Annotated in this window: 21 protein-coding genes; 6 read left to right on the forward strand and 15 right to left on the reverse strand. The window is 36.9% G+C overall.

The genetic code is table 11. The annotated features are described in order from the left end of the window. Positions 1-2: 2 nt before the first annotated feature. Entirely contained in the window at positions 3-575 is a 573-nt protein-coding gene (locus HMPREF0631_RS02640; protein ID WP_002843249.1) for a hypothetical protein, read from the forward strand. 115 nt (positions 576-690) lie between these two features. On the opposite strand, the gene HMPREF0631_RS02645 is transcribed toward HMPREF0631_RS02640, so the two are convergent. Then, positions 691-2,241 carry an ABC-F family ATP-binding cassette domain-containing protein gene (locus tag HMPREF0631_RS02645; protein WP_002843282.1) on the reverse strand — a complete coding sequence of 517 codons (1,551 nt, stop codon included), beginning with the start codon at positions 2,239-2,241 and terminating at the stop codon, positions 691-693. A gap of 152 nt (positions 2,242-2,393) precedes the next feature. Here HMPREF0631_RS02645 and HMPREF0631_RS02650 point away from each other — a divergent pair, with 152 nt between their 5' ends. Further along, entirely contained in the window at positions 2,394-5,144 is a 2,751-nt protein-coding gene (locus HMPREF0631_RS02650; RefSeq protein WP_002843209.1) for a transglycosylase domain-containing protein, read from the forward strand. A 157-nt stretch (positions 5,145-5,301) separates the two neighbouring features. Here the strand turns inward: HMPREF0631_RS02650 and HMPREF0631_RS02655 are convergent, their stop codons facing one another. From HMPREF0631_RS02655 to HMPREF0631_RS02700, 10 genes are all read right to left on the reverse strand, one after another. Further along, entirely contained in the window at positions 5,302-6,945 is a 1,644-nt protein-coding gene (locus HMPREF0631_RS02655; RefSeq protein ID WP_002843212.1) for a DEAD/DEAH box helicase, read from the reverse strand. Between the two features lie 226 nt (positions 6,946-7,171). Next, complete coding sequence (locus HMPREF0631_RS02660; RefSeq protein WP_002843199.1) at positions 7,172-8,182, reverse strand: D-2-hydroxyacid dehydrogenase; 1,011 nt, start codon at positions 8,180-8,182, stop codon at positions 7,172-7,174. An 80-nt stretch (positions 8,183-8,262) separates the two neighbouring features. Beyond that, positions 8,263-9,276, reverse strand: a complete 1,014-nt coding sequence (locus HMPREF0631_RS02665; RefSeq protein ID WP_002843234.1) for an electron transfer flavoprotein subunit alpha/FixB family protein — start codon at positions 9,274-9,276, stop codon at positions 8,263-8,265. Between the two features lie 22 nt (positions 9,277-9,298). Then, on the reverse strand, positions 9,299-10,084 hold the full coding sequence (etfB, locus tag HMPREF0631_RS02670; protein WP_002843294.1) for an electron transfer flavoprotein subunit beta: 786 nt from the start codon (positions 10,082-10,084) through the stop codon (positions 9,299-9,301). A gap of 15 nt (positions 10,085-10,099) precedes the next feature. Beyond that, complete coding sequence (gene acdB / locus HMPREF0631_RS02675) at positions 10,100-11,242, reverse strand: putative isocaproyl-CoA dehydrogenase AcdB (RefSeq protein ID WP_002843251.1); 1,143 nt, start codon at positions 11,240-11,242, stop codon at positions 10,100-10,102. A 23-nt stretch (positions 11,243-11,265) separates the two neighbouring features. After that, positions 11,266-12,387: a 2-hydroxyacyl-CoA dehydratase subunit D gene (locus HMPREF0631_RS02680; protein WP_002843213.1), complete on the reverse strand. Its 1,122-nt coding sequence runs from the start codon at positions 12,385-12,387 to the stop codon at positions 11,266-11,268. Next, positions 12,387-13,619 (reverse strand): (R)-2-hydroxyisocaproyl-CoA dehydratase subunit alpha, encoded by a 1,233-nt coding sequence (hadB, locus tag HMPREF0631_RS02685; protein WP_002843284.1) that lies wholly within the window; start codon positions 13,617-13,619, stop codon positions 12,387-12,389. The genes HMPREF0631_RS02680 and hadB overlap by 1 nt, the downstream gene beginning before the upstream one ends. A gap of 108 nt (positions 13,620-13,727) precedes the next feature. Beyond that, positions 13,728-14,939 (reverse strand): CaiB/BaiF CoA transferase family protein, encoded by a 1,212-nt coding sequence (locus HMPREF0631_RS02690; protein WP_002843229.1) that lies wholly within the window; start codon positions 14,937-14,939, stop codon positions 13,728-13,730. Between the two features lie 596 nt (positions 14,940-15,535). Next, entirely contained in the window at positions 15,536-16,705 is a 1,170-nt protein-coding gene (locus tag HMPREF0631_RS02695; protein ID WP_002843243.1) for a YkvI family membrane protein, read from the reverse strand. 112 nt (positions 16,706-16,817) lie between these two features. After that, positions 16,818-18,530 (reverse strand): sigma-54 interaction domain-containing protein, encoded by a 1,713-nt coding sequence (locus tag HMPREF0631_RS02700; RefSeq protein WP_002843202.1) that lies wholly within the window; start codon positions 18,528-18,530, stop codon positions 16,818-16,820. 254 nt (positions 18,531-18,784) lie between these two features. On the opposite strand from HMPREF0631_RS02700, the gene HMPREF0631_RS09955 reads away from it, so the two are divergent. Beyond that, positions 18,785-18,934 (forward strand): hypothetical protein, encoded by a 150-nt coding sequence (locus tag HMPREF0631_RS09955; protein WP_002843245.1) that lies wholly within the window; start codon positions 18,785-18,787, stop codon positions 18,932-18,934. A gap of 90 nt (positions 18,935-19,024) precedes the next feature. On the opposite strand, the gene HMPREF0631_RS02705 is transcribed toward HMPREF0631_RS09955, so the two are convergent. The 3 genes from HMPREF0631_RS02705 to HMPREF0631_RS02715 are packed head-to-tail and all read right to left on the reverse strand — an operon-like array spanning position 19,025 to position 22,317. Next, positions 19,025-19,927 carry a patatin-like phospholipase family protein gene (locus HMPREF0631_RS02705; protein WP_002843230.1) on the reverse strand — a complete coding sequence of 301 codons (903 nt, stop codon included), beginning with the start codon at positions 19,925-19,927 and terminating at the stop codon, positions 19,025-19,027. Between the two features lie 17 nt (positions 19,928-19,944). Continuing rightward, positions 19,945-21,126 (reverse strand): tRNA uracil 4-sulfurtransferase ThiI, encoded by a 1,182-nt coding sequence (gene thiI, locus HMPREF0631_RS02710; protein ID WP_002843286.1) that lies wholly within the window; start codon positions 21,124-21,126, stop codon positions 19,945-19,947. 27 nt (positions 21,127-21,153) lie between these two features. After that, complete coding sequence (locus tag HMPREF0631_RS02715) at positions 21,154-22,317, reverse strand: cysteine desulfurase family protein (protein WP_002843225.1); 1,164 nt, start codon at positions 22,315-22,317, stop codon at positions 21,154-21,156. A 219-nt stretch (positions 22,318-22,536) separates the two neighbouring features. On the opposite strand from HMPREF0631_RS02715, the gene HMPREF0631_RS02720 reads away from it, so the two are divergent. The 3 genes from HMPREF0631_RS02720 (at position 22,537) to HMPREF0631_RS02730 (ending at position 25,673) form a co-directional block, all read left to right on the forward strand. Next, on the forward strand, positions 22,537-23,490 hold the full coding sequence (locus HMPREF0631_RS02720; protein ID WP_002843260.1) for an AEC family transporter: 954 nt from the start codon (positions 22,537-22,539) through the stop codon (positions 23,488-23,490). Positions 23,491-23,603: 113 nt separating this feature from the next. Then, positions 23,604-24,110 carry a PH domain-containing protein gene (locus HMPREF0631_RS02725; RefSeq protein ID WP_002843205.1) on the forward strand — a complete coding sequence of 169 codons (507 nt, stop codon included), beginning with the start codon at positions 23,604-23,606 and terminating at the stop codon, positions 24,108-24,110. Further along, a complete protein-coding gene (locus HMPREF0631_RS02730) occupies positions 24,111-25,673 on the forward strand; it encodes a PH domain-containing protein (RefSeq protein ID WP_002843302.1) in 1,563 nt (520 codons plus the stop codon). It begins immediately after the preceding gene. A gap of 176 nt (positions 25,674-25,849) precedes the next feature. On the opposite strand, the gene HMPREF0631_RS02735 is transcribed toward HMPREF0631_RS02730, so the two are convergent. Beyond that, positions 25,850-26,590: an amino acid ABC transporter ATP-binding protein gene (locus HMPREF0631_RS02735; RefSeq protein WP_002843255.1), complete on the reverse strand. Its 741-nt coding sequence runs from the start codon at positions 26,588-26,590 to the stop codon at positions 25,850-25,852. Positions 26,591-26,593 lie beyond the last annotated feature (3 nt).

Raw genomic sequence — 26,593 nt, forward strand, 5'->3', positions numbered from 1 at the left:
AAATGAATACAAACTTATCCAATGAAAACAAAAAAAATACTTTTTTTCTATATCTTTTTACACTGATGTTTTTATTTTCAGGTCTTGCTAAACATGTCGATATGAAATTTTCATCAGAGAACATAGCCTATGCAGCTATTATAGGAGTTCTTGGCATGATTATACTGGCATTTAGATTTGAACTCAAAGACCCCTGTGAATTTAAAACAATAGCAATCCACCTGCACATATGTTCTGCCATCACTTCAGTATCCCTATACCTCTATTCAGAGTATATGATTACTTTCATAGTTTTTTTTAGCTTTATTGTGGTACTTAATTGGCTATTATTTTTAATAGAAAAAGGTAGCAAGGCGAACTTGTCTTTAGAGGACTACAAACTCCTAAAGAAAAATCTATTTCCTGCTATGTTTATACCACTTACTGGACTAATTGCAGTTTCTAATATGTACAAAAATAATCTTATGGATAAAAAAATAGTATTCGCCATATTTCTATTTATAATACTATTTTCTATCTTTATATCATACAAAGAATGTAAAAATATAATAAAAAACAAGAAAAACTATCATTAATTTGCAACATAATAAATAGTAGCTGAGTGTATACTCGGCTACTATTTTAATATTATAATTTATAAGAAAGTGACCATACCCCCCTACAATTGTCTACAATTTCTCTCATATTGCACTAGACAATTTTTGTGGTAAAATCTTCTATATTCCAAACATCATTTACCACGTCATTATAAAATTCGGGTTCATGGCTTACTAATAGGACTGTCCCTTTAAATTCCTTTATTGCCTTTTTCAATTCGTCCTTTGCCTCTACATCCAGATGGTTAGTAGGCTCGTCCAAAACCAAGAAATTAATATCCTTTAGCATTATCTTGCATAATCTTACCTTAGCTGCTTCTCCACCTGATAAAACCCTCATCTGACTCGTTATATGGTCATTTGTCAGACCACACCTGGCAAGTGCCCTTCTGACATCTATATTGTCCAAACCTGGATACTCGTTCCATACTTCGTCAAGTGCTGTATTGGTATTTTCATGTGATGACTCCTGTTCAAAGTATCCCACTTCTAGATAATCACCTAATTTCACTCGACCGTCAAATGGTTTTACAATCCCCAACAAGGTCTTTAAAAGAGTAGATTTACCTATACCATTCATCCCCTTTAAGGCTATCTTGTTTCCTCTTTCCAACCTAAAGTTTAATGGTTTTGTAAGAGGCTCATTATATCCTAAAACCAAGTCACTTGTCTCGAACACAACCTTGCCTGATGTCCTGGCATTTTTAAAATCAAAAGTAGGCTTTATCTTTTCCCTTGGTCTTTCCAATATTTCCATCTTGTCTAATTGCTTTTGTCTGGAGTTCGCCATTCCACGAGTTGCTACCCTGGCCTTGTTCCTAGCTATAAAGTCTTCTAGCTTCTTTCTTTCCTCTACCTGCTTTTCATAGGCCTGCTCTTCCTGACGCTTCTTTATTTCATTTAATCTCACAAACTCGTCATAGTTACCCTTGTACCTGTTTAGCTCACCATTTTCCAGGTGGTAGATTACATTACAAGTATCATTGATAAAAGGTATATCGTGGGATACTAGGACAAAGGAGTTTTCATATTCCTGAAGATACCTAGTAAGCCATGTAATATGGTCCTCATCTAGGAAGTTGGTAGGCTCGTCAAGGACTAGAATTGTGGGGTTTTCAAGTAATAACTTTGTAAGAAGTACCTTTGTTCTCTGTCCACCTGATAGGTCTTCAACATCCCTGTCTAAGCCGATTTCTCCAAGACCTAGACCATTGGCTACCTCTTGAATCTTTGCATCTATAGTATAAAAACCAGAATTCTCAAGTAGTGTCTGGATATCTGCTGTATCTTCCATATACTTGGCCATCTCTTCATCTGTGGCATCGCCCATCTTGTCATATATAGCAAGCATCTCGGATTCAAGTTCGTACATATGCTTAAAGGCATCTCTTAGGATATCCCTAATTGTGTTACCCTTGGCAAGGACTGTATGCTGGTCAAGATAGCCTACAGTTACCCTGTTTGACCACTTTATATTACCCGCATCTGGTACCAACTTCATAGTAATTATATTTAAAAAGCTTGATTTACCCTCTCCGTTTGGTCCAACCAAGGCTATATGTTCTCCCTTACGTATCCTGAAGGATACATCTTCTAATATGGTTCTCGATCCAAAACCATGACTCACATTTTCAACTACTAGCATTCATTTCCTCCTAAAAATATCTTTATAAAATTCAATTTTTCACATTATCTACTTATTATATATTATTATTATTTAGCCATTTATTCAAGCAAAATTATTGTAAATTCACTATATTTCAAGTATAATTAGTGATAGTAAGGAGGTTTATGAACATGAAAAAAGATAACCCTGAAGATAAAAATAAAATCAGAAGAAAAACTGTCTCATCAAAAAGACCCGATTCTTCAAAGAAAACTGGTTCTGGAGATGAGGACCTGATCCTACCTTCAGAGAGAGGAAAGAGCAAGTCTTCAAATCAAAGAAGATCCTCTTCATCAAACCCTGCTTCAAAAACAAGATCAGTTAGTGCATCTGGATCAGCAGGAAGAGATAGAAAACCAAACACAAACAAGAAAACGAGATCAAAAAATGCATCAAATTCTTTAAAAAGAAAGTTGAAAATAAAGAGAAGAAAGAAAATAATAGGTGGTGTTGTAGCTGCTTTTATCATAGCATTTGCAGCAGGCTTAGGTTTTATATTCGCTTCACTTAAGGATGTAAAACCTGTAAATGAGAACTTGCTTGACAAGTTGACTCACCAAACTACTACAATTAAATATGCAAATGGAGAAACTCTTTCTACAGCACCTACGCTGTACAAGAAGACCCCAGTTCCACTAAGCGATATGTCACCATACCTTAGAAAAGCCATCGTCTCGATAGAAGATGAGCGTTTCTACTCACACAGCGGTGTCGATTATTGGGGACTAGCTAGATCTATTGTAAAGACCCTAACTGGTAGCAGACAGGGTGGTTCTACTGTTCCTATGCAGGTATCTAAAACACTGCTTACAAGTAGTGACCAGACATATAGCCGTAAGATCAAGGATATCTACTATGCCCTTGAAATGTCCAAGACTGTAAACAAAGACAAGATACTTGAAACATACCTTAACAACTACTTCGTTGGTAAGGGCTTATGCGGTGCAGAAGCTGGTTCATTGGGATATTTTAACAAACATGCCAACGAACTTAGTCTTGGTGAAGCCGCAATGCTAGCTGGTGTAACTCGTAACCCGTCTAAGTATGCACCTTATATTACATCTAGAATATCAGGTGATGAATCAAAGGCAGACCTTAACCACAAGTTATTGTTCTTCCTTGCAACTGAAGGACTTGCAGCTGCCAACAAAACAGAAAAAGATATGTACGAAAAGCTATACGAATGGGACCTTGTAGATGAGGATACATACAAGCAGCTAAAAAGTGGTGACTTGCTAGTTCGTAAGGCCATCAGCAACCCAGATGCCAAGGTTCGACAGCAGGTCGTACTTGCTAAGATGAAGCAACTAGGTGTAATCACTGACAAGCAATATGTAGCAGCTGTCAATGAAAAGATAAACATCCAGTTTCCAGACTCTAAGGAAGAGGTTGCCAACTCAGTTGAGAGTTTGGTCGAATACGACGTAGTTAGCGCCTTGATGGAACAGGGTAAAACAGAAGAAGAAGCAAGAAATATGTACTATAATGGTGGTTTGATTATAAACACTACTATAGATCCTAAGATACAAAAGTCCATCGAAAAGGAATACGAAAATAATTCAAACTTCCCTAACGATACTGTTGCTGCAAATGGACTAAGCCAGCCACAGTCTGCATCAGTAATAATAGACTACAGAACAGGTAATATAAAGGGATTAATAGGTGGTAGAAATATAAAGGCTAGGAAGACCCTAAACCGTGCTATTACACCGTACCAGCCAGGATCTACTATCAAGCCTTTATCAGTATATACACCTGCTATAGATACTCAAAAGGTAACTCAGTCTACCCTAGTATCTGATTCAAGAGGTGGATATAGGTTCAAGGAAAATAGGGCAGACAATCCAGAAACTACTACAAATGGTTATGGATCAATGAGTTTGAGACATGCTCTTGCTCTATCATCAAATACTATAGCTTACAAGACTGGAGAATTATTAGGACCTACATATGATGACTGTATAGACGTCATGATGGACTACCTAAGAAACTTCGGTATAACATCAATACTAGACTTCAAGGAAGAAAATAAGGCCGGTATGCAAAGATCGGATAGGCACTTCAACTCATTAGTACTTGGAGGTCTTACAAAGGGTGTCAGCCCACTTCAGATGGCATCAGCCTTTGGTACCCTAGCAAATGGTGGTACCTATGTTGAACCAGAAGTATTTACTACAGTAACATCATTCAACGGTGAGTTAATAATCAAAAACACACCACAGACACATAAGGTTGTCGATCCTGAAGTAGCCTATGTTATGACAGATATGTTAACAGCTGTTGTAAAAGAAGGTATCGGTAATAATGCTTCCCTTAACTCTGGAATACCAGTAGCTGGTAAGACAGGTTCTACAAATAGCTACTTGGATACATGGTTTGTCGGATATACTCCATACTATGTAGGTTCTACATACATAGGAGACGACGCTGGTATCAAAAACTCAGACGGTTCCTCTGTTCCAAGAAGAACTATCGAGGGTGGTGGATCAATGTCATCTGCCAAGCTATGGGGAAGAATAATGAACAGGGTTCACCAGAACCTAGAATACAAGACATTCGTTAAGCCTGACAAGGTCTATATGACTATGGTCAGCCCTACAGATGGTGGTAAGACTTCATATGGTGTATTGGCTGCCTTTATAGATGGTACAGCACCAGATAGGTATAGTTATACACCGGTATTACCTAAGAAGCCAAAAGTAACAAACCCTAACCAGAATCCTCGTGCAGGAATTGGTGGTGCTACGGGCGGTGCATATGGTACTGGCGGTGCTACGGGCGGTGCTACGGGCGGTTCATATGATACTGGCGGTGCTACAGGTGGTGCATATGGTACTAGGTCAAATTACGGTACAAGATCTTCCGGAACAAGAGGATATTAATAGAATTATATATAAGAGGATGGGTTTTTCCCATTCTCTTTTTATGTTCTACCTATATTATAAAAAATTGTCATATGCTAGCATTCAAATAATATAACATAAAAAACAGTACCGGGTTTCCAGTACTGTTAATTTTAATATTTACTTTTAATAGAATCTACTTGCTAAAACGTCTTCTTTTGTTCACATTAGCTCTTTCTATATTCAGCTTGTTGCCTCTTATTTTTCTAGACTTCATCTTTTCAATTACCATCTTAGCCTTATTCTGGTCAACATCTACAAATGTGTACTTGTCATAGATATCTATCGTTCCTATATACTTAGAGTTAATACCTGTTTCACCAGCTATAGCACCTAGTATATCCTTGGCCTGAATCTTTTGGTTTCTACCAACGTTTAAGAATAACCTAGTCATATTTTCATCATTTCTTCTAGGTCCACCGTTTCTTCCACCATTCTTGTTTCTTCTTGAATCATAGTAAGATTCTTCCTTTATCTCTTCCTTTTCATCTGCACCCAAGCTATTTTTTAGCATAGCAGCACATATGTCTATTAGAGAATAGTCTTCTTCATTCAAGAAATCTTCAACCCACTGTAGCTGTTTTGAGAAATTGCCTTCTTCTAGTGTTTCTTTAATATCTGAGAAGAACTGACCAATCTTTTTCTGCTCTACATCATTAACTGTAGGTATTGAATGCTTCATAACCTTAGACTTTGTATATCTTTCAATATCCTTTAGCTTTCTCATCTCTCTACCGAAAACAAATGAGAATGCTATACCATCCCTACCAGCTCTACCAGTTCTTCCGATTCTATGTACATAGTATTCTTCGTCCTGTGGTAGCTCGTAGTTAATTACACATTCGACATCATCAACGTCAATACCTCTTGCTGCTACATCTGTGGCAACTAGGATATCTATTGTTCCATGCCTGAACTTGTCCATTACTATATCTCTTTGTACCTGCTTTAGGTCTCCGTGTAGTGAGTCTGCACCATAACCCCTAGCCTGTAGGTCAGAAACTAGTTCATCAGCTCCCTTTTTAGTATTTGTAAATACTACTGTAAGCTTTGGATTGTAAACATCTATCAGCCTTGTAAGTACTTCTAGCTTGTTTGACTTCCTAGTTTCGATATAGAACTGCTTGATATTGTTTACTGTAAGTTCCTTTCTAACTACCTTTATATGAACTGGCTCCTTTTGGTATTTCTGAGTTAGTTCAAGTATAGCCTTAGGCATAGTAGCTGAGAATAAACTTGTCTGTCTTTCTTGTGGTGTTGAGCTTAGGATAGTTTCAATATCTTCCCTAAAGCCCATATCCAACATTTCGTCTGCCTCGTCCATTACGACCATCTTTACTGTAGATGGCTTAAGAGTTTTTCTGTTAATATGGTCTATTACTCTACCAGGAGTACCTATTATTACCTGTACTCCGCCCTTTAATGCTTTAATCTGTCTATCTATTGGTTGTCCACCGTATATTGGAAGAGTCTTAACACCATGTAGGTATTTTGCTAACTTCCTCACCTCTTCTGACACCTGTATAGCTAGTTCTCTAGTAGGGCATAACACTATCGCCTGTAATCTCTTGTCGCTTGGATCTATCTTTTCCAACAGCGGTATAGAAAATGCTGCTGTCTTTCCTGTACCAGTCTGCGCCTGACCTATTACATCATATCCCTCTAGCACTACTGGTATCGCTTTTGCCTGAATTGGTGACGGTTGTTCGTATCCTAAATCTGCAATCGCTCTTGTTATTTCTTCTTTTACTGCCAATTCGTTAAAATTTGTTATTTCCATTCAAACTTCCTTTCCTACGTACTAACATACGCTTATTCATTATACATCTTATTATGCCAATATGCAAACACTTTCGCTAGGGAAATCCTTGTCATCTGAGAAATATTTTAAAATAAAAAGAGCCTCCGACACTAAAGTGTCAAAAGCCCCTTTTATTTATGCAATCTATGATTTTCTCTACTATAGATAAGTTTTTAAAAGTACAAACTCTAAGCCTATTTTTGACTTATAAAGCCATACAGTTCATGCAGTTTTGAATACTACCTGTCTCTATAGTATTCTTTATGTTGTCACATGAAGTTGAAACCAAGTTATCTACTGCAGTTTCAGTGAAGAAAGCAAAATGACCAGTAAGCACAACATTGTCCATCTGCATTAGTTTTTCTACAACAGTACCCTCAATTTTACAAGGATCTATCTTTTGGTTGACATACATAGTCTCGCATTCAAGAACATCAAGGCCTGCCCCAAATAATTTGCCACTCTCAAGAGCCTCTATTACATCCTCTACATTTACAAGACCGCCCCTGCCTGTGTTTACAAGTATGGAGTTATCCTTCATATGAGCTATTCTTTCTTTATTTATTATATGGTGTGTATCCTCTGTCAAAGGAAGATGAAGTGAAACTATGTCGGCTTCATTCAATAATTCTTCAACTGTATCCCTGTATTCAAGAATGTCTTTTGCACCTTCTTCGTCTCTAAAGGCATCATAACCAATAACATTGGCACCTAGTCCCTTAAATAGAGCCGCAGCTGTAAGACCTATCTTTCCTGTTCCTACTATACCAACTTTACAATTTCTGATTTCCCTTGAGATAAGATCTTTATTCCAAGTAAAGTCCCCCTTTTTATGGGCAGACCTTATATGTCCAACATTCCTCAATAACTGCATTGCATGAGTAACGGCAAGTTCCGCTATTGCGTTAGGTGAATATCTTGGAACATTTGTTATAGCTACACCGTATTCTCTTGCAAGATCCAATTCAAACATATCCACACCAGCAGTTCTAGAAGATATTTGAGAAACCCCGTACTCCTTTAACTTCTTAAAGATTTCCTCGTCTTTCACAGGTATAACCTGCTGTGTTGTAACACCATCAAAACCCTTTGCCAATTCAACAGACTCATTTGTAAGAAGTCCTTTTTCTATAACTACCTCAACGTTATTTCTCTTAGCCCAATTTTTAAAGGCTTTCTCCTCATAAGGCTGAACGTGATATGCTAAAATTCTCATACTAACCCTCCTATATTGTTTGCAACTACTCTATGCTTTTTATAAATTATCATCAAAAAATACTATATACTGTATCTATACTATTTTGCAACACTGTCTATAGCTTCAATTATTTCTGGGATAACCTTGTATAAGTCTCCTACTATACCATAATCTGCAACATTAAATATCGGTGCATCTGCATCCTTATTTATAGCGACAATTATGTCTGAATCTTTCATACCAGCCAAATGCTGTATAGCTCCTGATATACCACAAGCTATATATACGTTAGGTTTTACTGTAACACCAGTCTGTCCCACCTGGTGGCTTCTGTCTATCCAACCAGCATCAACTGCAGCTCTTGAAGAACCGACTACTCCACCAAGCTTGTCAGCTAACTGCTTAATAAGTTCAAATCCATCTGGAGTTCCTAGCCCCTTACCAGCAGATACTATTATATTGGCATCTGTTAGAGATACTTTTTCATGGGCTGATTTTACTATTTCTAAAACCTTAGTTCTGATATCAGATTCCTTAAGGTCTATATTTAACTTTACAACCTCACCAGTTCTAGTTTCATCCTTTAGAGCCTTGTCCATAACTCCAGGTCTAACTGTTGACATCTGTGGTCTGTTGTCTGGGCATATTATTGTAGCCATTATATTACCACCAAATGCAGGTCTTGTCTGCTTGATCTTACCATCTTCTTCGTCTATTTCTAGCTTAGTACAGTCTGCCGTAAGACCTGTATTTAATCTAGATGCTATTCTAGGTGCAAGGTCTCTTCCTATATTAGTAGCACCGACAAGTACTATCTCTGGTTTTATTTGACCTATAGCATCAACTATAACCTTTGTATATCCATCAGTTGTATAATTCTCCAATAATTCGTCATCAGCTAGGTATACCTTTTCTGCTCCGTAAGAAATCAATTCCTGAGCCAGATTTTCTACATCCTTACCTAGTAGTATAGCATTAAGCTTTATACCCTTAACATCAGCTAGCTTTCTACCTTCTCCTAGTAGTTCTATTACCACTGGAGTGATTTTTCCCTGTCTCTGTTCGGCAAAAACCCATATATCTTTGTACTGTGTAATATCTACTCTATCCATAATAATCTTCTCCTAATACCTACTATATAATGTGTGCCTTCTTGAATTCGCTTACTAGTCTAGCAGCTACTTCCTTATCAGAACCCCGTAAAATTTCACCCTGACCCTTTACTTCTGGTGTAAATGACCTAAACACTCTTGTTGGAGAAGCCTTTAGACCAACCTGTTCTGGAGTAATATCAACGTCATTTATTGAAAATACCGGTATTTCCTTCTTATAGGCATCAAAAATCTTATCTATGTACATGTGTCTCGGTTCATTAAGTTCCTTAACTGCTGTAAGAAGTACTGGCATTGGAGCTTCGATTATTTCGTATCCATCTTCTAACTGTCTTTGTACTTTTACCTTGTCGCCAACTATTTCCATCCCCTCAACGTATGTAACCTGAGGTATATCCAGTTTTTCTGATATCTGTGGTCCAACCTGAGCTGTATCGCCGTCTATTGCCTGTCTACCAGCAAATATGATGTCGTATTCACCTATTTTTCTGATAGCTGAAGCTATAGCATTAGATGTTGCCCATGTATCTGAACCACCAAATGCCCTATCACTTACAAGAACTGCTTCATCAGCACCCATAGCTAGGCATTCTCTTAGCATAACATCTGCCTGAGGAGGTCCCATAGAAACCACTGTTATATGGACATCTTCCATCTCGTCCTTTATAGCTAGAGCCTGTTCTAGTGCATTGGCATCATCTGGGTTTAATATACTTGGAACACCTTCTCTTATTAATGTGTTAGTTTTCTTGTCTATCTTAACTTCTGTCGTATCTGGAACTTGCTTTACGCATACAATAATCTTCAAAATTCACACCACCCTCTATTTTAATAGTTTTCCTGCTATTACTATCTGCTGTACCTGAGAAGTACCTTCATATATTGAAAGTATTCTAGCATCACGGTAAATTCTTTCTATTCTGTAGTCCTTAACGTATCCGTAACCACCATGTAACTGTAAAGCCTTATAAGCTACTTCATTTGCTACTTCAGCAGCGTAGAACTTAGCCATAGAAGATGCAATCGCTGGAGACTTACCATCGTCCTTTAACTGAGCTGCCTGATAAACTAATAGTCTTGCAGCTTCAACCTTTGTAGCCATATCTGCTATTGTAAACTGAGTGTTCTGGAAAGCTGATAGAGGCTTACCAAACTGAACTCTTTCTTTTGTATATTTGATAGCTTCGTCAAGTGCACTCTGAGCAACACCAACAGCCTGAGCAGCAACACCTATTCTACCAGCTTCAAGTGTATTCATCATTACTACGAAACCTTTACCTTCTTTACCAAGTAGGTTATCCTTTGGTACCTTAACATTTTCGAATATAAGGTCAGAAGTTCTTGTACCCCTGATACCCATCTTGTCTTCATGAGCTCCGTGAGAGAAACCTTCCCAACCAGCTTCAACTATGAAAGTAGATATCCCCTTTGTTCCCTTGCCTTTTTCAGTAACAGCTGTTACTATAGCAAAGTCACAGAATGGAGCATTTGTTATCCAGCACTTTCTACCATTTAGGATATAGTGGTCTCCATCAAGAACTGCAGTAGTAGCTGTTGCACCAGCATCTGAACCAGCTCCTGGTTCTGTAAGACCAAATGCACCAACCTTAGTACCTTCAGCAAGTGGCTTTAGGTATTTTTCCTTCTGTTCCTTTGTACCAAAGTTTATAAGTGGTAGGGCAACTAGTGAAGCACCAGCTGTTAAATAAGTACCAGAAGATGCATCTGCTCTAGATAATTCTTCCATTATTATTGCATAAGATACATAGTCTGCACCTGCACCAGAGAATTCTCTTGGAACTATTGGGCAAATAAATTTGTATTTAGCTAACTTATCAAGGAATTCCTTGGGCATTTCAAGGCCTTCTCTATCCATCTTTTCAGCTAAATCAGTACTGTATAACTCTCGTTCACAAAAATCTTTTATAGATTTTCTCACCAATTCGTGCTCTTTTTTAAATATCATTTTTTACCTCCGACTAAGTTGTTTTACGCTAATATTTCAGCAAAAGTTTGGATTCTTGTTCTTAACTGCTCTATACTAGTTGTTCCTTGTTCTATTTCTATTAAAAGATGTGGTAGACCATCTTCTTCCATATCCTTTTTGAAAATTGGATAGTCATACTCTTCTGGATCACAGAACTTCATAAGTGCATAAATTGCACCATCTGCGCCTAATCTCTTAGCATCTTCAAGGACCATCTTACCTCTTAATTTCTGAGGATCATAGGCAAGTGAACATCCTTCAATTTCAGCCCATAGTTTAGCCAATCTTTCAAGTGCATCGCCACCTTCTGGTACAAGTGTTCTAAACTGTCTTGTTTCCTGAGCAACATTGTCATAAACTACAGCTATATTATTGCTTTCAAGAACGTCTAAAATTCCCTTGTCATCTAATATTATTCCTGAAGTTATTATCTTCTTGCCCTTGAAGTCTTCTTTTGGCATAGCCTTCAGTTCCTTAATCAATTCCTTAACTAGATCAGTATGATCTTCCTTTTTCATAAAGCATCCACTTCTTATAACGGCATTTCTCATATAAGGAGTGATTGTATTTAGATAGTTAGGAACTAACTCAACAAACTCCTTCATTACACGTCTGTGTTCGTTGTATATTTCTATACTCTTTATAATTGATTCCTCACTTATTTCATGACCAACTAATTCCTCTAGCTTAGTCTTTACATTCTTGAATTCAGACTTAAGAAAATCTACACCAGCCTGTATCTTTCTTGACTGTGGATATGTTAGACATATCATAGGAATCTTTGTACCAGACTTCCATACCTGAGTCATGGCGTTTAGTGTATCACACATACCCGGTATGATAACAGCTGATAGTTCATCGTAACTTCCCTTTAAACCATATTCCAAAGTCGACTGCATTATTGAGCAACAGAAAGCTGGGAAGTACTGCTTAGCCTTTTCTATAGTAGTATTTCCACCCCATATAGCCATTGGAACTAGGCCTGCAGCGTGCACTATCTCTTCAGGTGTATAAACTGGAAGACATCCAACTACCTTATCACCCTGAGTTACATATCCCTTTAACAATTCCTTAGGATTATTTGATGCATGTTCTAATTTTTCTAGTATATCCTTAACAGCCATTACTGAGCGCCTCCTTTGTTCTTTATTTCTTCCATAACTTCTACAAGACCTTCCACTCTTGTTTCAAACTGTGCCTGTGCAAAGTTTCTTGGGTCGGCCTGGTCACCATCAAAGCCCGCATACGGAAGTCCTGTTTTTTCAGCTACTCTTCTTTGCATTTCGTACTGAACAAAAGACATTATCTTACACGATCTATTCATGTGATAAAGTGCTCCATGACAGTTACCATCCTTTAGAGCGTTTACTCTATAGTCAACCATCTTCTCAATGTTTACATTATTGAACATTGAACTATAGGCCCTAGCCATTCCATCTAGGTCATTTGCTTCGTAACAAAGTGCCCAAGCATGAGGATAAACTGAACCAGTCATGTTGATACCCTTTTTAGCTAGTGACTTCATCTTGAATCCTATTGATGGCCAGCAAGGTATGCCTTCCATCATGATTCTGTACTTCTCTTCACCCCTAAATGATGTAGCTCCAGTTTTAGCATTTTCTTCAAGCTCTGTAATCAGCAATTTGAAGGCTTCTGTAGTTTCCTTTTTACCTCTAGCTGCAACTATTGCCGCCATGTAGTTAAATAGGTCAAATCCATTCATTGGAGATGGGAAGTTTCCTTCTGGAAGACTCATTGAATACTTCCATAACTTACCGTTTTCAGAAGATATCTTCATTACTTCTTCGAGTTTCTTAGGGTCGAACTTCTTTCCAGAAATCTTTTCGAATTGCTTTATAGCCTCATCGAACTGCCCTCTCATATACTTAACTCTTTCTTCACTTATTTCGTCATCAAAGTTATAAGGTGTTTCTATCATTATAAGTGGTATATTTAGTTCTCTAGATATATTTTCATACCATTTAACAACCTCTCCACATATGTTGTTACAGCAACATAGAAAATCTGGTTCTGGCATTGGTAGAGCATCTGAGTGACCCTTTATCAAAACACCAAAGTTTGTTCTAGCATATGCACATAGGTCATTTGAATATCCCTGAGCCTCAGATAATTCACAAAGTTCAAGAGATTCTCTCTTGGCTGCAACACCCGCTGCGTGGTTTTCTGGATATAATAACTGTAGGTCAAATGCTTCTGCCAATTCCTGAGGGAAAACAGAAGTAGCCCAACCTATTGGCTTTCCTGCTTCTTTATCTTTAAATGCATTGTCATACTGTGCTTGTAGTAAGTCAGCTATGGCTGTTTTTGCGTCCTTTTTTACTTCATTTGCTTCCACTTTAATACCTCCATATCTACTAAGATAGTAGGTTCCAGGTGGGGCGACACCTGGTCTACTTTCTATATAATAATCTTAACTATTATTACGTACCGATTCTTTTATATATTAAAGAATTACCTTCTTTTCCTTTAACTCCTCTAATTCAGCATCACCTATACCAGCTTCAGCTAGAACTTCTTTAGTGTGTTCACCAAGCTTTGGTGCCCTAACATATTCTGGCTTTGGAGCCTCTGTAAACATTACTGGAGTGTTGAATATAACGCCTTCGTGTCCACTCTCGAAAGTATGTCTGTGTAGGTACCCATTTTCCCAACACTGAGGATCTTCAAGCACTTCTTCAGTTGTAGCAAGTTTTTCGTAAGGGATTCCTGCGCTCTGAAGTCTATCACACCATTCATCAACCGGTCTCTTTGCAAATTCAACTTCCATCATTTCAACGAACTCTTCAACATAGTTAACAGCACTTCTTAGAGTTGAATACTTAGTATCCTTTAGGTCTGGTCTTTCGATTACTTCATCACAGAATTTAGGGAACCACTTGTCATACTGGAAGAATGCTATCTGAATCCATCTGTCATCAGAACACTTGAATGTAGTGTTTAGTGGGTTTGGTGGGTTCTTTCTAGATATTGGCATTCTATATCCGTAATGAGCTGCAGATACCATGATACCCATACCAAATACTGCTGTGTGGAATAGGGAAACAGTAACTCTTTCGCCCTTGCCTGTTTCTTTTCTCTTGTAAAGAGCTGCTGCTACACCACCTGCTAGACCAAGACCCGCATAATGGTCACCAAGACCTGCAACTGGGTTGGCTGGAGAAGTTCCCTTTTCCATTAGAGATGCTGCTACACCACCTCTTGCATAGTAAGCTGTATAGTCGAATGCTGGGTTATCCTTAGCAGGACCCTTTTCCCCATATCCTAGTAAGTGAGCATATATGATATGTGGAGCTCTCTTCTTTACTTCTTCGTAGTTTAGGCCAGACTTGTCTAGGGCCTTCTGCCTAGTGTTAGTTAAGAAAACATCTGCGTTTTCAAGTAACTTATATATAATTTCTACACCTTCCTTAGTGTTAGTGTCGATTACGATATCTTTTTTACCAGCGTTCTCTATTTCAAACATCGGGTTTTCATCTTCTTTAGCTGGGAAGCACCACTGGATACCAACAATTCTCATTGAATCTCCAAAGCTTGGCTCAATCTTGATTACTTCAGCACCCCAATCTGCTAGTATTCTACCACATACTGGAGCAGCAACAAAGTTTGCATACTCGATAACTCTTATGCCTTCTAATGGCAAACCTTTCTTTGACATAACTCTACCTCCTAGTGTTATTTAGTAATTTATCAGAAGTTCCTCTTCCTGCCTTATATATAGCAAGAAGCATGCCACCTTTTATATTTTTGTTATTTTTTTATTTATGAAATCTCCTAATAGACTAAAATTTACTGATAATTGTTTACAAAATTTATATATGAAAACTAGCATTTAAAAGGCTTGTAGTACACAAGTATATCAATTATATATAGGTATATAATCCCCTATATATGAGTCAAACTTATACAAATATTTTTTTAATACGCCTATATTCGACTTTAAATATGATTAATAGTTTATTTTTATGTTTATTTATCAGCTTTAGCCAAGTATTTTTTTGCATTTTGCAAAATTACTTTATTAATCAAGACCTAAAAAAAGTGATGTTCTTACCCTAATAAAAGCACCACTTTTAATAAAACCACTACTTATCACTTGATAATTATATGATTATTTCTATAAAACCTGTTTATTATTGTTATAAAAATAACTTTTTGCATTGTGCAAATTTTTTGCTTTTTGCAAATTAATTTGTAGATCTCAAACTATATCTGATTTCATGCAAATAATTTTTATTAATTTGATCCAACCAGCTATTTCCTATTTTCTTCAGATCCAGTCCATACATGGTTAGGATGTTCTTTTTTAAACTTTCTGTTCTTATAAACACCAATGGTCAAAAATGGTATTACAATCGATACTATACCCAGATAACCACAATATCCATAGCCATACTTAACTATATTGCTAAGCCCTGTTAGAGAAATTAACATAGCTGTTATCATTATTACAACCGCTGTAAAGGCCCTTCTCTTAGTTCTAGTCTTTAAAAACATCAATTTCTCGTAGTCTTCAAACCTATTTACAAGCCCAAAGATACAAGTTACTCCTGTAGACATCAGACATAGGAAAAGAGATACTTGATAGGCAACAGCTATAAAATCATTTCCAGTATGTTTGGCAACATAAAGAGTTGGAAGTGTCAACTGACCAGCCTGGCTAAAATCCTTGAACCAACCAAGCAACATAGTTACAGCAAGGGCTAGGGCTATGGCATTCATGAAAAATGATAGGACCATAGCCTTTGTTGCTTCTTTTTCATTCTTTAGCAGTTCCCTAGATGAAACAGCTAAAGATGGTATTACAACAGATTGGAAACCTGCATATGTAAATATAAGCACAAATGGCTTTAGCTTGCTGCCTCCCCAAAATTCATAATTTGATAGAATCCTTGATATTTCAGGAGTTTTCAACCTGATGCCAGTTACAAATATCAATAAACAACAAATCATTATCACAATAGACATAATACCTGCAGCACTTGATACTACGACCGCACCATAGATAGTCAAGAACAATAGGACTAGACCCACTATAAGTACCGATACTATATATGGGATGCCCATTGTTTGAAAAACAGCTGAAGCACCTGCTATTACAGCACCAACTGCTATTATAACCATTAGATAATAGTATATCTCCCACACAATTTCTAATTTTGTATAGGGTCTCCATAATTCGTGAAATAATTCCTTATAGTTCTTACATTCGAAGTTGTTATACATTACAATAGCCTCTCTCATCGTGGCTGTCAAAAGCAACATAGCAAGTACTGCAGTTAAGGGTGCTGTCCACCCAAACTGAACATAGTACTGGGTTTCTTGATTACCCGTAGCAAAACCACCGCCTGCATGAGAACCAAATAATACCGCTGCTACACCAAATATTGCAGCCAAAGATCCAATTTTACCTTTCTTTTTCATTCTACTACTCCTCCTTTTTTTAATATGTAATAGTATATAACTATACATTCTAAGGAATAGCAAAAAATATGCCAAATAATCTATAGATTTTTGATTATTTGACATATCCATTTTATAAGTTTATATATCCGCTCTTTATTTTTCTGTAAACCGTAGAAGGGTTTATACCAAGAGACTTTGCCGCCTTTGTTATATTACCGTATTTTTTTACTGCCCTTCTAAGTAACTCTTCCTCTACAATCCTATGGGCCTCATCTATATTTTTTATATTCCTAAGCACTATTGAATCATCGCATATATCAGTTAAGCCATCTCCAATATGATTATGTGGGTCTTCTATAGTCGTATATCCATCTTCTGGTTTTCTGTCGTCTGCCTCTTCATACCCAAGATGGTCTATACTACCTAAAATCATAACCCTATCTAATTGGTCCTTGTAGATTTTTTCATGTGGAGATAGTATAACCAATCTTTCAATTACATTCCTAAGCTCTCTGATATTTCCCTCCCAAGGATTTTCCATCAATATATTTTTTGCCTCATCTGTAAGTATTATCCTCCTGCTGTACCTCTCATTGAAGTACTCAATATAAAAGTCACTTATCTCCAGTATATCCTCTTTTCTCTCCCTAAGGGGTGGTATAACTATTGGAATTACACTAAGTCTATAGTAGAGGTCCTGCCTGAAAATTTTCGGGTCTCTTAGTTCAGCCTGAGTCTTGTTGGTAGCACAAATATACCTTACATCCACTTTTTTAGGCTTTATGGATCCAATTCTCATAATTGAGTTTTCCTGTATTACCCTGAGAAGTTTTTTTTGGGTTTCAAGTGGCAACTCACCAATCTCATCAAGAAATACCGTACCCCCATCTGCAGATTCAATAAGACCAATTTTTCCATCTTTTTTAGCTCCCGTGAAGGCTCCCTTTTCATAACCAAACAACTCAGACTCTATAAGCTCACTAGGAATGGAAGCACAGTTTATGGCTACAAAGTTTTTATCTCTTCTTTTGGACTGGTTACAGACAGTGTTTGCTATTATCTCCTTACCTACGCCTGATTCCCCCATTATAAATACTGGTGTATCAGAGGGGGCTATCCTAGCTATTATAGATTTTATTTTATCTATTTCATGGCTCTTACTAATATATTCTGTCACCTCTATTTTTTTAGATGACCCTTTTTTTGCTATATTCAGAAGTCTTGAAACATCTCTGCCTGTCAGAATACCTCCCCTGAATGTAGAATCTTTGTCTATGATAGGTATTGCTGTATATGAAATCACCCTCCCATCTGGATATACAATTTCCCTATATACCTTTTCTTTTTTTTCTATCATTTCTATGATGATAGGGTTTTCCACCAAATCCATGCCGACTAATTCATTTATATTTTTTCTGAGTACATCTTTCCTTTTGAAAGGTAGAAGCTCATCACATATAGCATTCATCTTTCTCAGGGTACCATTTTCATCAAACAAGACAACAATTTCGTCAATATGCTCTATAACATTTGATATAAGATCATCAAGTATCAGCAACCTATTAAAAATATATAGATAGTATTTTTCTCCATCTGAAGATACTATCTTGTGTTCCCTACCAATTAAGTTAGTATCTTTAATCCTAACCCCCTTAGTGCCTCTTACATTAGACTCCCTCATCTCTAGTTCAACCTTACTAAGATCTCCACCTGTGGCTATATTCAAGACTTCATATACCTGATCGAACTGCTTGTTCTTTGATATTAGGTTTCTCTTCTTGTCAAAAATGATAGCTGGATTATCTATGTTTCTTATTATCTTTTCCAACATCTGCAGGTTCATAATCTAGCCTCCGATTCGCTTAATTTTCATCTTTTATATTATTATTTATTTTAACTAGTGTCAACAAAATATTTTGTCTAGTTTAGGATTTTGGCACTTGAATTTATTCTCTAATTGTATTATCATTTCTTGTATACAGTTATATTATCAAGAATTTATGTATTTATATTATTAATCTTCAACTATACATCTATATTTTCACATTGAGTTGAAGCTATTTAATATATAAATTTTATATGTGAACAGGAGACTATATGAGCAAATACTTAGACAAAAAAAATGAAGAGAAAGAAGTGGCAAGACATATGAAAAAAATAAGAGGTCTTAATACTCTTATGATAATAATTGTAATCTGTCTAGTACTTTTATTTGGACTAGTTTACCTCTCCAAATATTTTATGTAAAGAAAAAGAGTAGTCAGCGCAAATCCTTAAATCAAGATATGCCACAATGACTACTCTATATTTTTTATATTATTAAACTCTTATATGTTTCTAGTCCTCGACATAGTCACTCAAAAAATTCTTCCACTTGTCTATATCTCTTTTGCCCATGTCTAGGGCCATTTCATAGATAGCTTCAAGTTTTTCCCTATCCAACTCCCTATTTTTTATGGGCATAATATCTGGATATACAACATAGGCTTTCCCTTCTTCTTCAAGCTTTTCAACCATGTCACACTGCTTGTTATATATATCAGGCCTTGCTATTATAGCCTCTGCAACATTAGGAAATTTCTTGAAGTATGTCCTCGTCATTTTAGGGTGTTTTACTTGTGGTTTTCTATAACCCCTCTCTTGAGTCCTAACAATAAAAAACTTGTCAAAACCATCTTCAATAGCTATATCTATAGGTATTCCACCTGTAAGACCACCATCGTAGTAAACTTTATCATCTATCTTTGTGTATGGCATTACTATCGGTAGGGAAGATGACGCCCTTACTATCTTTGTAAGATCTGATAGGCTGGACACATCATCTCTTGAAAAGTTCTTAGCCTTTCCTGTCTTTACATCATAGGCTACAATCCTATAAAAGGCTGGATTTGAAGAGAAGTCTTCATAATTTAAAGGTAGACTACCACCAGGATAGGCTGTATGCTCATATACATACTCGGCATTAAAAAATCCCTTCCCCTTTATAAAGTAAGACCATCCTGCAAACTGTGGATCATCTACAATACCTACAAAACTATCCTTAGTCCTCTTAGGGTCCCTTGTCATATAGTTTACTAAGGTTGATGTACCCGCTGATATACCGGCTATATAGTCAAAAAATAAGTTATTTTCTACCAAACTATTGGCAATGCCCGACGAAAAAGCACACCTCATACCTCCGCCCTCAAATATAAGGGCTACTTTTTTTATGTTGTTCTTCTTTAAGGCTTTATCTGCCATGGTTTCACCTTCTTTATCTATTCAAATGATATAGTTTCCATAACTGAATTTTCTATTGCTGATTTTATTAGTCCTTCAACATCCAACTTAGTCTCTGATTTTTCTATTCTCTCAAGTCTTGGCTTAGTGACTGGCTTTTTAGGTGAGAATAGTGAACAGCAGTCTGCTTCAGGTATAATAGATGTCTCATAAGTTCCAATATCTTCTGCAATCTTTATAATATCTATCTTGTCCATTGCTATTAGCGGTCTAAATACAGGCATAGTTACAGATGCATTAGTACAATATAATCCCTGCATAGTCTGAGATGCAACCTGACCTATAGACTCACCTGTTACAAGGGCAGTACAGTACCTTGATTCACCTATTTGCTGGGCTATTCTCATCATAAATCTTCTAGATAGGATTGTAGTCTCTTCTTCATTACAATTTTCTGCTATTGCCTTTTGTATATCTAGAGTGTTTACCATATGTAGCTTGATAGGTCCACAGTACTTTGATAGGATCCTAGCTAGGTCCCTAACCTTCTCCTGAGACCTTTCATTTGTGAAAGGATACGAATGGAAATGAACTGCCTCTATATCCACTCCTCTTTTGGCTACCATCCATGAAGATACAGGTGAGTCTATACCACCTGATAGAAGGCACATAGCCTTGCCATTTGTTCCAAGAGGAAGACCACCGTAACCAGCAACAGAATCTGCATAGACTAGGGTATGCTCATTTCTATACTCGCAAGTTATAGTTATCTGAGGATTTCTAACATCTACCTTTACAGACTTGTTATCTAGGTTTGACAGTACATAGCCACCTATATCTATAGACATCTCCTGAGAAGTAAACTTAAAAGACTTGTCCCCCCTCTTTGATGCTATCTTGAATGTTTCAATATTTCCTTTTTCTACTTTTTCCTTTAATAATTCAAGGGCTGTCTCCTTTAAGACATCATAGTCCTTCTCTCTTTTTATAGCAGGACAAACTCCCACAACTCCAAATACCTTTCTTACCTCGTCCATAGCCTTTAGGTAGTTGGTATCATCTACATCTATATATATTCTTCCGTACTCCTTATATACATGAAATTCACCTATAGACTTTAACATATTTCTGATATTTCTTATAAGCTTGTTTTCAAATAGGTACCTATTCTTGCCCTTTACACCTATCTCACCGTATTTTGCTATTAATATATTGTACATTTATTCTCCTTTTCTCATATTATAATATTACCTTCTTCTATTTCTTCCTGATAGGAGCCTTATTGTTTCTACATAATTCTTTAATTTTTCAACTGCATAGTCTATCTCTTCCTTGCTAGTCTCATAACATAAACTAAATCTCACTGTCCCATCTATATATTCTGAATCTAGACCTATGGCATTTAGGACATGAGACCCCTTTTTCTTGGATGAACAAGCAGACCCTGTAGATACACATATATCATCTTCCTCTAGGTAGTGAAGTAACACCTCACCCTTTACCCCCTTGAAAGACACGCTCAAGATGTGACATACTCCTTTTTCAAGGTCTGAATTTAGCCTTATATCCTTGATATTAGCCTCTATTTGTGAATATAAGTAGTCACGCATAGACTTCATCTTGTCTATCTTAGAGTCCAAATCGTCAAATAATATCTCTACGGCCTTGCCTAGACCATATATACCAGGCACATTTTCAGTTCCAGGTCTCATATTTGACTCCTGACCACCACCCCTTATAAGTGGATAAAACTTGTTCAGGTCCCTAATATACATAAATCCGACTCCCTTAGGACCATGTATCTTGTGGGCACTAACACTCATAAAATCTATATCAATATCTGACAACTTGTAGTTTATCTTTCCATAGGCCTGGACAGCATCAACATGGAAGTATATATCAGGGTCTATAGACTTGATAAGTCTCGCTATTTCCTCTACAGGCTCTACTACTCCTATCTCATTATTTACATACATAATGCTGACAAGACAAGTCCTATCATTTATGCTTGCCCTTAATTCGTCGAGGTTGATCCTACCACTTTGGTCAACTCCTAGTCTTGTAACTTCAAATCCCTCTTCCTCTAGGGCTGCTATTGTATTCAAAACAGCCGGATGCTCAATCTGGCTTGTTATGATATGATTTCTTCTCTTTTTATTGAGCTTGGCAACACTGTTTATGATTGCATTGTTTGACTCAGTGCCTCCTGATGTAAATACTATATGTTTGTCCTCTACACCTAGGCTCCTAGCTATATTCTGTCTAATACTCTTTATCTTCTTTTCAACCGTAAAACCATTCCTATAGGCAGCCGACGGATTATAATAGTCCTCTGTAAGGGCCAATACCATCTCTTCGACAACTTCCTTATATGGCTTTGTAGTTGCACTATTGTCTAAATAAGCCTTCATTTTATCACTCCTTTTAACACTTTATTATATCATATATATATGTATATTAGGTAGACCAACTTATCTTTTATCTAGTTCTATCCAACTTGTATGCCTATTTTATGTGTGCTATACTAAAAAGTAGTTTTATTAGTTAAATCCATAAATATAGAGATGGATTTATTCTTTACATAATAATTATTTTACTATAAACTATATATTAAATAATGAGGTGATATCTTGGAAAATTTTATATTTGCCCTAAACGCAACAATACCTGTTTTTATAGTTATAATAGCAGGTAAATTATTTATAAAGTTGGGAATTATTGACGAGAAGTGGACGAGTGTTTCAGACAAGCTGGCCTTCTACGTATGTCTGCCGCTTGTACTTATGGTCGATATCGCTACTATAAAGGTCAAATTTGCAGACAATGTCAAATTTATAGTTTTTTGCTTTTTGGTAACTCTTGCAATGTTCTTTATAATGTGGATCTTGTCAGCTGCCTTTGTTAAAGACAAGACCATGGTAGGATCCTTTACGCAGGGTTCTGTCAGGGGTAGTGCTGCTATTTTGGGTATGCCCTTCGCCCTAAATATATACGGTAACTCTGGCATGGTGCCTATGATGATACTCGCCTCTGTTCCTATATTCAATGCATTTTCAGTTGTTATACTGACTGTTTCTGCAAACAAGTACAATGGAGGTCAAAAAAAGGCTCTCAACCTAAAAACTATCTTAAAATCTATAATCAAAAATCCACTTATTATAGGTATAATGGTAGGATTTCTTGTATGTCTACTAAATATAGACCTACCGCCAATAGTTCTTAAACCAGTCAAAACAATAGGGGCTGCAGGTGTTCCCCTAATGCTAATATCTCTAGGTGCCAATTTCAAGATGACTGATATAAAATCCAGGCTCATACCAGCTGCTATGGCAAGCCTAATCAAGCTAGTCTTGTTGCCACTTGCCTTTATACCACTAGCAGTATACCTAGGTTTCAGGGGACCTAGCCTTATAGCAATCCTAATTATGCTAGGAGCACCATCAGCAATATCTGGATATGTAATGGCAAAGGAGATGGACAATGACCACATACTTATGTCCAATATAGTTGTCTTGACTACCCTATTCTCATCAGTTACATTTACCCTATGGATATTCGCCCTAAAATCCCTAAACCTGCTTTAGTATATAGCAAGAATATCTACCTCAGTATATAGCTTATGAGTATATAGCTCAGTATAGAACTCAAAAGTATATAGCTCAAGTCAAATTCAAATAATAAAACTCAGGAGGACCAAATGGAGCAAAGCTACAAAAAGTTAAACCCCAAGGCAAAAATAGCTATGGTATTGTCATCAATACAGATTAGCCTGATAGTTGCACTAATACTAATAGTCATAAGAAGCATCGTACATATTTTTGAAATAACAAGGCCAATACATAGGTCTTTGGACCTAGTGTTTTTACTAATACTTGCCATACCAGTTCTTAAAATACTACTCTCTCCAACAATCGGCTACAAGAGACATGCCTATAGGATCAGTGACCTTAGCGTAGACAAGATAACTGGAATTATAAATATAGAGAGACAGGTAGTACCCATAAGGCGTATGCAGCAGATAAACATAGAATCTGATTGGATAAATAGGCTCTTTGGTCTAGCTGATATACATATAGTAACTGCTGGAGGAGATATGGTTCTTGAATATATAGAGTTAGAAGAGGCCTTAGAAATAGCCGATAACTTAAAAAATATCATCCATGAAATAGCCCTTATCCAGGCACAAAACAAGGAGGATGAGTAAATGGCAGATAAAAAAGTTTATCGTTACAGCCCCCTTTATATACCCATATCAATCCTAAGGGATGTAGGCGGTCTCTTATTTAGCTACCTCTTGATTCTGTACTTTTCAAAAGACTGGACCGTGTCTTTTATACACGAGACTCTAAGAGACTTTAAAAGCGGAGACTTCTCTACAAAGATTTCCATGATTATTATATTGATAGTAGCAGCACAACCCTTGATTGTAGCCATCCTACTAACCTACAAGACCCTAAAATGGAAAAATACTAGGCTAATACTTGAAAAAACTAGTATCAAGTCTGAGTACAAGGGGCTCTTAAAAAAGGAATCCAAGGAAGTACCCTTATCTCACATATCCAACGTCAACCTAAACTCTGGCATACTATATATGATCTGTGGCCTAAAGGACGTAAAAATAGACATCAATTCATCTGAAACAGCCATGACAGAAGACTATTCTATAACGATGAAAAAATCTGATGCCATGGACCTAAAGAACAGAATCAAAAACTACAACCTTGGACTTGTAAAGTCTCCACTAGAAAATATTGAAACTGATAAAATAGAATCGGAATCCAAGACTTGCATAAGCTCCGAAAATACAGGCTTTGACTACAAGTTCAGTATCAACCAGGTGATTAGACACGTCTTACTTTCAGCCGGACCATTTACAATCATCATGTTTTGCTCCGGTATTGTATCTAGTCTAAATGACAAGGATGGACTACTATTTATATCCATATTGATTATTATAAAGGACTTTATAACAGGTCTAAATGATTTTTATGGCCTGAGGGTAGTAGCTGACTCTGAAAATATCCATATATCCCATGGTCTCACAGAGGTCAAGTCCTTTGATATAGCTAGAAAAAACATAATATCTGTATCCACAAGGCAAGACCTTGTCGCTAGGTTACTTGGATTTAAGTGCATCAGCATCGATGTAATAGGTATGGGCAATATGTCAGGAGAGGGAAACCTAGTCAGCCTCTATATGAAAAATAACCAGCTAGAAAAATTTGCTAGTGATGCTGGCCTAGTGATAGACTACATAGACACGGAAAAAAGCAACTCTAAAGAGACCACAAAAACTAAAGATACAACAATCTTTAAGGACAAGCCAAGGGAACCCTATATAGAAAAGCCGCTTGATATAATCTACAGATACAAACTTACGAGAAATATCTTGTTGCTACCCTTGGTTTTAGCGATTGTATACCTTATAAACCCAAACCCTATAGTCCTATTCTTATCTGTAATAGGAGCCTTTATCCTAGTAGCTGTGGAGGCAATAGTATCTACCAACATGACCAATGTATATATGTCACCAAAAAAATTGGTCATAATCAGGGGCATAATGTCAAAATCTACAGAGATAATCCCCTATACGAGGATAGATATGGTGGAAAAGAAACAAAATATCTTCCAGAAACGTCTAAAACTAGCATCCCTAAATGTATATATGAGGGACCACAAGACGGGAAAAACAGTAGAATCAACCGGACTATACAGGGAAGATACCTTTGATAGTCTAATAGACTACTATGTGAACGGAGAAAAATAAAAATATACAAATGACCATCCTTTCAGATTATGATAGGATGGTCATTTTAGCTTTATATAAATATCATCAAATAAATGGCATCTAAAAGACCATTAACATAACTAAAATAGTAACATTAATGGTCTTCTAGGATTATAAGGATTTTATATTTTAGTGATGGAAAACCACTCTAGCTGCTATATCAATACCTTGGCAAAGAATTCTTTTGCCCTGTCTGTCTTAGGAGATTCAAATACCTCTGCTGGTGTACCATCCTCAACAATTACACCGCCATCTACAAATATTACCCTGTCTGCTACTTCCTTGGCAAAGCCCATCTCATGGGTAACTATGGCCATTGTCATACCTTCTTGGGCAAGCTCCTTGATTACATCAAGAACTTCCTTTACCATCTCTGGGTCTAGGGCTGATGTAGGCTCGTCAAACAGCATCATATCCGGCTCCATAGCAAGGGCCCTAGCTATTGCTATACGCTGCTGCTGGCCACCTGATAACTGGGCTGGATAGGCATCCTTCTTGTCTATCAGGCCTACCCTCTTTAGTAGCTCTACTGCCTTTTTCTCCGCCTCTTCCTTGGATTTGCCCTTGACCTTCATAGGCGCTAGGGTGATATTGTCCATTATAGTCTTGTTTGGGAATAGGTTGAAGTTCTGGAATACCATACCTATTTTTTCCCTAGTCTTGTCTATACCCTTGCCTGATGTTATAGGCTGGCCTTCAAATATTATCTGACCTCCTGTAGGCTCTTCAAGTAGGTTCATACACCTTAGTACAGTAGACTTACCAGAACCTGATGGTCCAACTATTACCAGGATGTCTCCCTTATCTATTTCTAGGTCAATCCCCTTGATAACATCTAGGTTACCAAATGATTTTTTAAGATTTTTTAATTCCAATAGTACTTCTTTTTCATTCATAGC

Source organism: Peptostreptococcus anaerobius 653-L, from assembly GCF_000178095.1.
GTDB lineage: Bacteria > Bacillota > Clostridia > Peptostreptococcales > Peptostreptococcaceae > Peptostreptococcus > Peptostreptococcus anaerobius.